Genomic DNA, 10218 nt, shown 5'->3' on the forward strand with positions numbered 1-10218 from the left:
GCTCAAGAGCGTGTTTCAATAATTCATCTTGGTTAACATCTTGTTTAAAAACATCGTGCAGTTTATTTAATCTGACAAGCACTAAATCAAAGTGGGCGACTGTCAGATTAAATCTGAATGACTACATATTAGTCTGTTTGCTGTTTCTTGATTCAAGAATGCCCATTAACTTTTTATATTCAGGTCTAACCTCGCCAGAAACAATATCACCATTAGGATATGTCATAAATGGCATGTCATTGTTCTTTCTACCCGTCCAAACTGAAAGCATTTGTTTTATATATATGTAACTTAGGTTAATGTTTTTAGCCGTTCCTATTTTATACGTTAACGGACTTCCTTTCCCTATAAGATAAAATGTATTCTCATTGCCATTTAAAAAGAGTTTTGTTATAAGGGGAAATAAAATGATTTTTTCATGTAAATCCCCGTTTATTTTTAAATAACCGCCATCAAATACTGCTGGTGCATTACCATCAGTAACAAATGTTGTTTTAAATCCAATATTATCGTCAATAAGAGGTGGAATTGTTGACGTATCTTTCAGTTTGACTTCAAAAGTAATATTACTCAGTTTCCAATCACACTTCCCTCCCCCCTCCTTAGGGACACTGACCTCAACTTGATTTGACTGACCGATTGATAGAGGGTAGGTAGCATGATGAAAACCCGGAACAGAATACGACTTCATATTCGCGGTTCGGCGTTCTTTGCGGCAAATTTCAGAGCGATACATGGCTGAAATGGAGAGCATAAAAATCTGTGGGGCACTTATGTGAGAGCCGGAAGCGGTAGTCTTGCAAATCAAGTTCTGGTGAGGTGCTGACCGGATAACCAATAGCTCTACTCGCTCAGATTCCCTGATAAGTATGATTGTTCGCTTTATCATCATGGTGAAAGGGAAATTATGCCCGTATATACAGTAAAAGCCGCCATTCGAGATGTCAGCCCTATGATCTGGCGACGTTTTCGCATTCAGAGTGATATGTCACTAGGCGCTTTTCATTTTTTACTGCAATTTGCTTTTGGTTGGGATAATGACTATCTCCATACCTTTCATATCTACGGTAAAGACTATGGTATCAGCTATGAAGGTGGTCTCAGTTTTTATAATGATCCCTGGGCTGTTTCACTTGCGTCTTTTCATTTCGAAAACCGTGATAAATTCACTTATGAGTATAATTTCTATCGGCATGGGTTACTGGATATCCGCATCGAAGCGATTGAACCTGACTCAAATAAAAGTACGCCATTTTGTCTCAGTGGGCAAGGTATGCCTGATGTCACTCAATATGATGAAATCGAAGCGACATTGAAGCTATTGGAAGCCATTGTCGAAAGTGATGACAGTACAACGTTTGGCGACATCCAAGAATTCATCGACGAGTTCAATCGCGTCAAATTTAATCGCCATCGACTCAACCGGTTATTAAAGGATTATGATTTTTATACACCAAATTACTCGCAAGGCTTAGACTGGATTCTATAAAAGTATACCTTTCAGCTGTGCTGAAAACAAGACCATAACACTCTATAAACCTCGAAAAAGTCAATTTTATAGAGTATTCTACAAATCTTTATCAGGTTTAAAGACTTTTGAGGGTGACATGCATTATGCCTACATTCGGGTCAGTTCGGTTGACCAACATGTTGAGCGCCAGAAAGAGGCGCTGTTTGCGTCCGGTATTGAAATTGACAAAATGTATGTCGAACAGGCCAGTGCGAAAAACATCAACCGGCCACAACTTCAGGATATGCTTCAACAGGTCAGAACCGGCGACACGATTGTTGTTCACTCCATCGATCGGTTATGCCGCAATATGATGGATATGTGTAGCCTGACCCTGCGTTTACGTCAGCAAGGTATTACACTGATATTCCTGAAGGAACAGCTTTCTTTTAATGCTAATGAGTGCACACCCATGCAAGAGCTGCAACTGCATATGATGTCGGCCTTCAGTCAGTTTGAACGGGCACTCATTCGAGAGAGGCAAACCGAAGGGATCGCAGCAAAAAAACAGCGCGGGGAACGAACGGGCAGGCCGCCTGCGGATATCAGTAAATTACCCCAAATAGACGCGTTGAGAGCAAAAGGTATCAAGTTAAAGCTGGCCTGCGATAACGTAGGATTAGGTGTTTCTACGTATTATAAATTGCGTCACCAGCTAAAAAATGGAGGAATACAGTAGCCACAACCCCAGGAGGACAGCATCATGCAATTCACAATTCAAATAGCGGTGGCCGATGAATCAGGTCACAGCCATACTGAAACTCTATTTAGGGTAGAAAAACAGAGTGATACCCCCAATGACATTGGGCTTTCCCTGTCTGAGTCCAAATTGCTTTTGAACGCTATCCAGCAATCGGTGATCCAGAAACAGGCGGCCGAATACCTGAGTGAACATCGCGCTTGCCCTCATTGTCAACGAAATCGACGGATAAAAGGTAAACAGACAATCCTGTATCGAACCTTGTTTGGCATTATCCCCGTGGAGGGATTTCGGGTTTACCGGTGTGCTTGTGAAAAACATTCAACCCACACCGTTAGCTTGCTCAATAACTGGTGTGATACGCATACTCACCCGGAACTCAGGTATATAGAAACCCGATGGGCTTCATTGATGTCTTATGGATTGACCGCCAATCTGCTCAAAGATATTTTGCCGGTGGGTGAACGCTGTAATGCCGCCACAGTCAGAAACCACCTCTGCCAGACGGCTAAAAGACAAGAGGCCGAATTAGATGGGTTGCCTGATTTTCTCCCTGGCGATCCCAGAGAATGGGAAAAATTACCCAAACCGGGAAAACCGATGGCGGTGGGTATTGATGGGGGGTACGTCAGAAACTGGGACGATAGAAAACACCATTTTGAAATCATCGCCGGAAAATCGTTCTCTGCGACGGTTCCGGCCAAACGCTTTGGTTTTGTGCAGTGTCTGGAAAATCACCCCAGAAGAAAACTTTTGGCTCAGTTATCCTCACAGGGGATGCAGGCTAATCAACAAATTACCTTCTTATCGGATGGCGCTGATAATCTCAGGGATCTGCAATTTAATTTGTACCCCGAATCCCAGCATGTACTCGACTGGTTTCATATCACAATGCGTCTGACAGTATTAAAACAATATGCCAAAGGGGTATCAAAAAACGCCCCTGAACTCGGTGCAGAATTATTAGACGTTTTAACCAGCACAAAATGGTCTATCTGGCATGGGAATGTCGATAAGGCATTAGAATATTTGGATCATTGTGCCTTGATATGTGATGACGATACATTGCATTATGAAAACCCTAAATCGCTGTTAAAACATCTTGATGAAATGTATACCTATATTGAAAATAACAGCATGATGATCCCGAATTATGGTGAAATGTACCGATATGGCGAACCGATCTCCTCGTCATTTGTTGAATCGGCAATCAATGAAGTTATCGCTAAACGGATGGTGAAAAAGCAGCAAATGCAATGGAGCCAACAAGGCGCACATTATTTACTCCAGACACGCACAGCGGTACTTAATAATGATTTAAAAGCCCGATTTGAGCATTGGTATCCGGGAATAAAGTTAGGTGAAGAAACCGAGCGCTATTTGACAGAAGCTGAAGCTATTGCTGCATAAGTGCCCAGACTTTTTTATGCTCTACTACTTTAGCCATGTTCCACCACGAAATACCGGAGGATTATCATAACAACTAACTATTTAATACATGACCCAGCTCCTGTGCAACTTCAATAAACACCCGCGCTGCCGTTGTTTGCCATGCCCCTTTTCGCTGCATCAACACCCCCGTTCTTTCCAGTTGCCAGTCAGCAAGCGGGATCGCTACCAAGTCATTATTCTGCATGGCAATCGCCGCTGGGAGCAAGGTTGAAAGTGATGTCCTGCGGATCACGTCTAAAACGGCGCTGATGGAGGTGAACTCCATCTGCATTTGCGGGCGCAGACCTGCCTCACAAAAATAGCGATTAATCTGTTCCACGGGTAGCAAACCCTGCGCTCAGCAGGATGAGTTTTTCATCGTTGAGTTCATTCAGAGCGATTTTGCGCTGCTGTGCCCGCGGATGGTGGTAGGCTACAATAAGAGAAAGGGTTTCAGTCAGCAGGATTCTTGATGCAATTCCCGGGGATTCCCCGCCATCAAAGGCAATGCCTATATCCAGATCATCGTTAATTAACCGCTCTTCTATCCTCTCCTGGGACATTTCCTGGATTTGTAGTGTGATATGAGGATAACGCGTATAAAATTCGGCAACCAGAGGCCCGATAAAATAGGTGGTAAAGGTGGGCGTGACAGCAACACGCAACGAACCTCTGCTGAGATCCTCCACATCATGAATGGCCCGTTTACCTTCATCCAGTTCCTGAAATGCACGGTAAACATACTGTAAATAAACTTCTCCGGCATCAGTCAGACGGGTATTGCGTCCGCTGCGGTCAAACAGCTGTACGCCGAGGCTTTCTTCCAGAAGCCTGACCTGCTGTGACAGGGCTGGTTGCGATACATGCAGCGCTGTTGCCGCTCGGGTAAAACCATGATGTTCTGCGACGGCGAGAAAATACCTGATATAACGGAAATTCATGACAATCATCCATAAGATTTTCAGATAATACCCATCATAAACGAGACTTTTACCTTATGGAATATGGGGAGTAATCTTCACCGCATCCCACAGAGAGACAGAAGATTCACAATGAAAAAAGTTATTGACGGCTTTCTGAAATTTCAGAGTGATACTTTCCCTGAGCGCGTTGAGCTGTTCAGAAGCTTGGCTACACAGCAAAGCCCGCGAACGTTGTTTATCTCCGGTTCCGAACCTGGCGACCAACGTGAACCCAGCGATCTGTTTGTGATTTGCAATGCTGATGACTACCGTCCGTAATCCGGTGGGTCTCGGCTTCGGTGGCTGACAACCCTGATGTCCGTGCAGTACCTGTTCGGCCGTCATCGCCGTCTGATATTAATTTCAACTGTAAACAAATGAGGTATTACCATGATTCAGTCACAAGTTAACCGCGAAGTCCGCCTGGCGCTCGCCGACAAAATCTGGTCAGTCAAAACGAAGAAAGATCTCTCGTTCGCCCAAATTGCCGACGGCACTGGTTTATCGGAAGCCTTCGTCACCGCCGCACTCCTAGGACAACATGCACTTCCGGCGAAAGTGGCTAATATTGTTGGCAAAAAGCTGGATCTCGACAGCGATGCCGTCATGTTACTGCAGACTATCCCTGTTCGTGGCAGCATTGAAGATCGCATTCCCACCGATCCGACCATGTATCGTTTCTACGAAATGCTGCAGATTTACGGCACCACGTTGAAAGTGCTGGTACATGAAAAGTTTGGCGACGGCATCATCAGTGCCATCAATTTCAAACTGGACGTGAAAAAGGTTGCCGATCCGGAAGGTGGTGAGCGTGCAGTAATCACACTCGACGGCAAATATCTGCCGACCAAACCATTTTAATAGGAAAGCATAAAAAAAACCTTGGGGCATTTATGCAGCAACCGTTTCTGTCCAATAATGCTCCGTATCGTCACCTAATTTTATGCCCGGCTAACGTCGCCCCGGGCATTCTGTTTCCGGCCAAACAAAAAGGAGACTTCAGGTCAGAATTACCGAGAATAACTTCAATACGGATATTGTGAAGCCAGTGCTCGAAAAAGTTGTACTCGTAGGTAAAACGGTCACCGGCATCAAATTCAAAGTCATCTAGCGTAATTTTGTAGGGGTTGTCAGGAAATCCGATCCCGCCGGAGTAGGAAATGCCGTAATTTTTGCCATAAATACGGAACTGGTGAAGGTGATCATCCTGCCATCCCTGAGCGATCTGAATAATAGAGTGAAAAGCGGCTAAAGAAGTCTCGCCTGATAGCCTGAGACCATAGGACTGACCTCCCGAAGAGCCACTTTCACGATATAAGTTTTCATGGCGAGCTACCTGAGAAAAATAGGCTTAATTGCTCATTCTATCGCCGACTGAACAGAGTGCCCCACAGATTTTTATGCTCTCGATCGAAAGCACCTTGCAGGGAATTTGGCAGGAGATCTTGGCCGCAGGTTCCATTGGTGTGGATGAAGATTTCTTTGACCGTGGTGGCAACTCGCTGAGTGCCCTGCGGATTTTAACTTCCGTACGCAAAACTTTCGGGATATCGATGCCACTAGAGTCTATTTATCATCTAAATACAGTGAAGGCGATGGCTGCGAAAATCGCCAGCGAGGAAGCTCAACCATGAAACCATCAATCATTAACGATATCGTGAGCGGTCCCCCAAAGGCGGGGGGGAATTTGATAGTTGCGACACTAAGCGAGCGTAAAACGATACCTTTATCCACACTTTACGAGATGTCAGGACGTGTTGCTAACGGTTTGCTAGCACACGGGATTAAACCGGGTAATACCATCGGTATCTTGTCCGATAACCGCTTGGAATGGGTGTTACTCGACCTGGCTGCGTTGAGAATAAAAATACGTACTGCCGGCTTTGACCCTGGGAAATTTGAGGCAAGTGCAGCGTTGGTGCAAAGCTATCAGCTGAAATGTCTTTTCACCGATAAGACGTACGACGCTTCTCACCCTCACTTGCATGATATTAAAGAGATTAATGCGTTTATTGATGAATTCACTGAAATACTGCCTCTGGTACAGTATGAGCAAAGCGATACTACGACAATCAAATTTACTTCAGGCTCAACTGGCATTCCTAAAGGGTTGGCTGCCACAGTAGGCAGCATTGATTCCTCGCTGCGTAGCGTGCAGAACATTTTTAATCACGGTGATGGAGACCGCCTGCTGGTATTTCTGCCGTTATCGTTATTGCAGCAGCGTTATTGGGTCTATTCTGCATTAAAGTTTGGTCACGATACGATACTCACCAACTATCAGTCTGCATTTGTCGTCATGCCTCAGCTTAATCCGACTGTGGTGATGGGCGTACCTGCTTTCTTTGACTCAGCGCGTCGCCATATTGAACGCCAAAGTAATGACCTAGCAGCGATGGTATCGCAGGTAAAAGTGCTGTTTGGCACAAGCATTCGCTATTTGTGGACGGGGTCGGCTCCAGCAGAATTGGGAATGCTTCAGTTTTTTCATCAAGTGGGGCTGCCCATTTATGAAGGCTACGGTATGAATGAAACCTGCATTGTGACAAAAAATCACCCGACAGCCTGCCGATTAGGCAGTGTTGGACAAGTTGTTGATAAGAAAAAAGTCATTATTGATAGGGATGGTAACGTTGTGGTTTACAGCGATTACCCGGTAAACACCCGTTATCTTTACGCACAGCCTGGCGCATCTGAAAAAATATTTACCGCTGATGACGGTGTACGGACTGGCGATATTGGCCATATTGATGAACAAGGATTCCTCTACATCAAAGGTCGTTCTGACAACGTGATAGTCTTGGACAACGGGAAAAAAATAGATGTGCAGCCCATCGAGGCGCGCATGCGTAATGAACCGGCCATTGCTGAGTGCGTAATTTTCAGCCCGAAACAGGCCGAACTAGTTGCCATCATTTCACCAGCCGGTGACACTGTCGAACACGCGTCTATTTTACAAGCTTTAGAGAATGTAAACGCCTCAGGTGAGAAAGACGAGCTTATAGTCCGAATCATTATCGCTGACCCACCGTTCAGTATAGAAAATGGTCTGCTATCCTCACAATTTAAACCACTGCGAAAAATGATTTTTGAATCTTATCAAGAACAACTTCACGCCACAGATAAAGAGAGTCGTTATGCAAACTGATACCGTCATTACAAAATTGGAAACCATAGCACGACAAAAACTGGCAGCGTCTTTATCTACAGATATCGACGCAACTCAGCTAGATCTAAAAGAAAATATGAGTGATATCTATGGATTGACATCGCTTAATAAAATCCTGTTTATCACATCTCTATGTAATGAGATGAATATTGATTTATCCAACTTTAACGAAGACGATTTGGGAAATATGCAAACTCTCGGGAATGTCATTGATATTTTAAATAAGCATATAAATTAATTACCATTTTAAGGATACTAGTGATGAACTGGAAAGAGAATGCTTCCAAAGTATTAGAAAATGAATATGTCATGCTAAGACCTGTGAAGGAAGAGGATCGGGAGGAGGTAAGAGCTTTATCTCGCGACTCACATATTTGGACATATTTCGTTTTTCGCGTCAGTAATGACATCGAATTTGAGCGTTTCTTTGATGCGATGTTAAATGATCAGGCTGCCGGAAGTCGTGCAGTCTTCATGGTAATAGATAAACGTTCTGGTCAGATAGCAGGCAGTATGAGTTTTGGCAATATGATTGAGCATGAGGCTCGATTGGAGATCGGTTGGTCTTGGCTGGGAGAGGCATTTCGAGGTAAGGGGATCAACCGATGGGCAAAATATTTACTGATGAAGCATGCTTTTGAGACCTTACAGGCATTGCGTGTTGAGTTTAAAACCGACATCCTCAATCTGCAGGCTCGAGCTGGCCTGCGCAATATTGGTGCGGAGGAAGAAGGCACATTACGCAGTTTTAATTTTATGCCAGATGGGCGGCGGCGTGACGCTATTTTCTACAGCGTGTTGAACACCGAGTGGCCGAAGGTAAAACAAGGTTTACAGGACCACGGGAAAATACGGCCTCATACGGAGCAGCGATGATCCCTAACGTTAATGTCGTGACACTGAACGGAGATGCTCTTGAGAGGGGCATCCAACACGGTCAGCAATGCCGGAAGGCGTTATCGAAATTTGCTGATGATGGTCTTTGCCGTTTAAATCATTTGGGGCAATCAGCGTTGTCCCTTAGCCAGCTTGGTGAAAATATCGAACGCTACCGTATTTGCGTAAAAACTTGGCTGCCTGATATTGCGCAAGAGATTGAAGGGTTATCGATCGGCGCTGAGATGCCGTTAGATTTGGCTTGGTTACTGCAGTTGAGGCGAGAGGTGCTGGGTTATAATCGTACTACAGAGTCAGGAGACTGTACGACATTATCCTCTTTCAAAGGGCAATCCATTCTGGCACAAACGGTGGATTTGAATGGTAATCTCGATGATTTTATTCATATTCTGGAATGCAAAGGAACGCGCAATTCATCATTGATTTTAAGTTTTGCAGGGCTTTTGGGTTATCTTGGGCTTAATCGTGCCGGATTGGCTATTGGGCTTAACATGGTTCTGGGGGGGACGTGGGGAGTAGGTATTCCGCCTTATCTGGTGATTCGCCATCTTCTGGATAATTACGACACAGTGGAGCAGGCAGTGAAAGCGCTTCGTTGTCTCCCATTGTCCAGTTCACGCTCCTTTACTTTATGTGATAAACAGCACCTTCTCTGTGTAGAAATTTTGAATAATCAACTGCGTATTGTGGAAGCAGGCTATTCAACTGCACACACCAATCATTTTTTGCACACTGATTTTGCTTCTCATGATCAAATCAATATCTTTGCTAAAAACTCTTCACGACAAAGGTTAGAAAAAACACGAGAACTATTACAGCAAGAACACATTGACAGTGATGATTGTTTTTCCTTGTTTACAACCCCGCCAGTTTGTGTTGCAGATAACGGCGATATACGCCGTGAACGTACTGTTGCTGCTGTCGTGATATTACCGGAAGAGGGAAAAATGCTATTACGCCCAGGTAACCCCGCACTTTCAACAACGCAGTCTTTTTCTCTTTTTAATTAACTGTAATAAGGATGTAATTTATGGCTGATATACTGCATCATTATGGAATTTCTTTATCTTGGACAGGTAACTTAGGTCAAGGGACTCCAAGTTATAGAGAATATGCGCGTGAATATGATATTTCCGGAGAGCATGGTAAGTTTTTAAAGGGCTCGGCAGACCCTAAGTTTTTAGGTAAGAAAGAATGCTGGAACCCAGAAGAACTCTTGATTGCATCACTATCAGCTTGCCATCAACTTTGGTATTTGCATCTATGTGCGGAGGCTGGCGTCAGCGTATTGCAGTATCGCGACCAGGCGAAAGGCATAATGAGTGAAAAGGAGGGGCGATTTGTCGAGATGACATTGCAACCTCACTCAGTAATATCTAAGGAGTCTGATGAAAGCCTGGCTATTAGTTTACATCGTCTAGCTCATGAAAAGTGTTATATTGCAAACTCTACAAATATTAAAATTAAAATCAATGCTAGATGGTGTCGTCATGAGAAATTTCGTGCAATAATAATGCCCCACCATTCCATCATAAGAGTTGATTAACCA

12 protein-coding genes and 2 pseudogenes are annotated in these 10218 nt (G+C 44.3%); 11 read left to right on the plus strand and 3 right to left on the minus strand.

Going from position 1 to position 10218, the window contains the following annotated elements; genetic code table 11:
- Positions 1-121: 121 nt before the first annotated feature.
- On the minus strand, positions 122-754 hold the full coding sequence (locus tag NXS07_RS17350) for a hypothetical protein (protein WP_258087250.1): 633 nt from the start codon (positions 752-754) through the stop codon (positions 122-124).
- 153 nt (positions 755-907) lie between these two features.
- On the opposite strand from NXS07_RS17350, the gene NXS07_RS17355 reads away from it, so the two are divergent.
- The 3 genes from NXS07_RS17355 (at position 908) to NXS07_RS17365 (ending at position 3620) form a co-directional block, all read left to right on the plus strand.
- Entirely contained in the window at positions 908-1489 is a 582-nt protein-coding gene (locus tag NXS07_RS17355) for a plasmid pRiA4b ORF-3 family protein (protein WP_051869196.1), read from the plus strand.
- Positions 1490-1607: 118 nt separating this feature from the next.
- Entirely contained in the window at positions 1608-2189 is a 582-nt protein-coding gene (locus NXS07_RS17360) for a recombinase family protein (protein WP_038196668.1), read from the plus strand.
- Positions 2190-2213: 24 nt separating this feature from the next.
- Entirely contained in the window at positions 2214-3620 is a 1407-nt protein-coding gene (locus tag NXS07_RS17365; RefSeq protein ID WP_258087251.1) for an ISKra4 family transposase, read from the plus strand.
- Positions 3621-3693: 73 nt separating this feature from the next.
- Here the strand turns inward: NXS07_RS17365 and cynR are convergent.
- A pseudogene (gene cynR, locus NXS07_RS17370) lies at positions 3694-4582 on the minus strand (transcriptional regulator CynR).
- Positions 4583-4693: 111 nt separating this feature from the next.
- Here cynR and NXS07_RS17375 point away from each other — a divergent pair.
- Both NXS07_RS17375 and cynS read left to right on the plus strand, forming a co-directional pair.
- Positions 4694-4879: pseudogene (locus NXS07_RS17375) on the plus strand (carbonic anhydrase); the annotation flags it as partial.
- A 114-nt stretch (positions 4880-4993) separates the two neighbouring features.
- Positions 4994-5464 carry a cyanase gene (cynS, locus tag NXS07_RS17380; protein ID WP_038226189.1) on the plus strand — a complete coding sequence of 157 codons (471 nt, stop codon included), beginning with the start codon at positions 4994-4996 and terminating at the stop codon, positions 5462-5464.
- A 70-nt stretch (positions 5465-5534) separates the two neighbouring features.
- Here cynS and NXS07_RS17385 read toward each other — a convergent pair whose 3' ends face one another.
- The gene (locus NXS07_RS17385; RefSeq protein ID WP_080717501.1) at positions 5535-5837 is read right to left on the minus strand and encodes a plasmid pRiA4b ORF-3 family protein; all 303 of its coding nucleotides are present in this window, start codon (positions 5835-5837) and stop codon (positions 5535-5537) included.
- Between the two features lie 166 nt (positions 5838-6003).
- On the opposite strand from NXS07_RS17385, the gene NXS07_RS17390 reads away from it, so the two are divergent.
- The 6 genes from NXS07_RS17390 to NXS07_RS17415 are packed head-to-tail and all read left to right on the plus strand — an operon-like array spanning position 6004 to position 10215.
- Positions 6004-6237, plus strand: a complete 234-nt coding sequence (locus tag NXS07_RS17390; RefSeq protein WP_258087252.1) for an acyl carrier protein — start codon at positions 6004-6006, stop codon at positions 6235-6237.
- Entirely contained in the window at positions 6234-7751 is a 1518-nt protein-coding gene (locus NXS07_RS17395; protein ID WP_258087253.1) for an AMP-binding protein, read from the plus strand. Before NXS07_RS17390 ends, NXS07_RS17395 begins: the two co-directional genes overlap by 4 nt.
- The gene (locus NXS07_RS17400; protein WP_038250407.1) at positions 7741-8010 is read left to right on the plus strand and encodes a hypothetical protein; all 270 of its coding nucleotides are present in this window, start codon (positions 7741-7743) and stop codon (positions 8008-8010) included. The genes NXS07_RS17395 and NXS07_RS17400 overlap by 11 nt, the downstream gene beginning before the upstream one ends.
- A gap of 23 nt (positions 8011-8033) precedes the next feature.
- A complete protein-coding gene (locus NXS07_RS17405) occupies positions 8034-8648 on the plus strand; it encodes a GNAT family N-acetyltransferase (protein WP_038250403.1) in 615 nt (204 codons plus the stop codon).
- Positions 8645-9679, plus strand: coding sequence for a C45 family autoproteolytic acyltransferase/hydrolase (locus tag NXS07_RS17410; RefSeq protein ID WP_258087254.1), 1035 nt, complete (start codon positions 8645-8647; stop codon positions 9677-9679). Before NXS07_RS17405 ends, NXS07_RS17410 begins: the two co-directional genes overlap by 4 nt.
- A gap of 20 nt (positions 9680-9699) precedes the next feature.
- Complete coding sequence (locus NXS07_RS17415) at positions 9700-10215, plus strand: OsmC family protein (RefSeq protein WP_258087255.1); 516 nt, start codon at positions 9700-9702, stop codon at positions 10213-10215.
- Positions 10216-10218 lie beyond the last annotated feature (3 nt).

This window comes from Xenorhabdus bovienii (genome assembly GCF_024721015.1).
Classification (GTDB): Bacteria; Pseudomonadota; Gammaproteobacteria; order Enterobacterales; family Enterobacteriaceae; genus Xenorhabdus; species Xenorhabdus bovienii.

Coding starts and splice junctions, on each gene's coding strand:
- NXS07_RS17350 (WP_258087250.1), bottom strand. CDS start 754: ATGCTCTCCATTTCAGCCATGTATCGCTCTGAAATTTGCCGCAAAGAA.
- NXS07_RS17355 (WP_051869196.1), top strand. CDS start 908: ATGCCCGTATATACAGTAAAAGCCGCCATTCGAGATGTCAGCCCTATG.
- NXS07_RS17360 (WP_038196668.1), top strand. CDS start 1,608: ATGCATTATGCCTACATTCGGGTCAGTTCGGTTGACCAACATGTTGAG.
- NXS07_RS17365 (WP_258087251.1), top strand. CDS start 2,214: ATGCAATTCACAATTCAAATAGCGGTGGCCGATGAATCAGGTCACAGC.
- cynS (WP_038226189.1), top strand. CDS start 4,994: ATGATTCAGTCACAAGTTAACCGCGAAGTCCGCCTGGCGCTCGCCGAC.
- NXS07_RS17390 (WP_258087252.1), top strand. CDS start 6,004: ATGCTCTCGATCGAAAGCACCTTGCAGGGAATTTGGCAGGAGATCTTG.
- NXS07_RS17395 (WP_258087253.1), top strand. CDS start 6,234: ATGAAACCATCAATCATTAACGATATCGTGAGCGGTCCCCCAAAGGCG.
- NXS07_RS17400 (WP_038250407.1), top strand. CDS start 7,741: ATGCAAACTGATACCGTCATTACAAAATTGGAAACCATAGCACGACAA.
- NXS07_RS17405 (WP_038250403.1), top strand. CDS start 8,034: ATGAACTGGAAAGAGAATGCTTCCAAAGTATTAGAAAATGAATATGTC.
- NXS07_RS17410 (WP_258087254.1), top strand. CDS start 8,645: ATGATCCCTAACGTTAATGTCGTGACACTGAACGGAGATGCTCTTGAG.
- NXS07_RS17415 (WP_258087255.1), top strand. CDS start 9,700: ATGGCTGATATACTGCATCATTATGGAATTTCTTTATCTTGGACAGGT.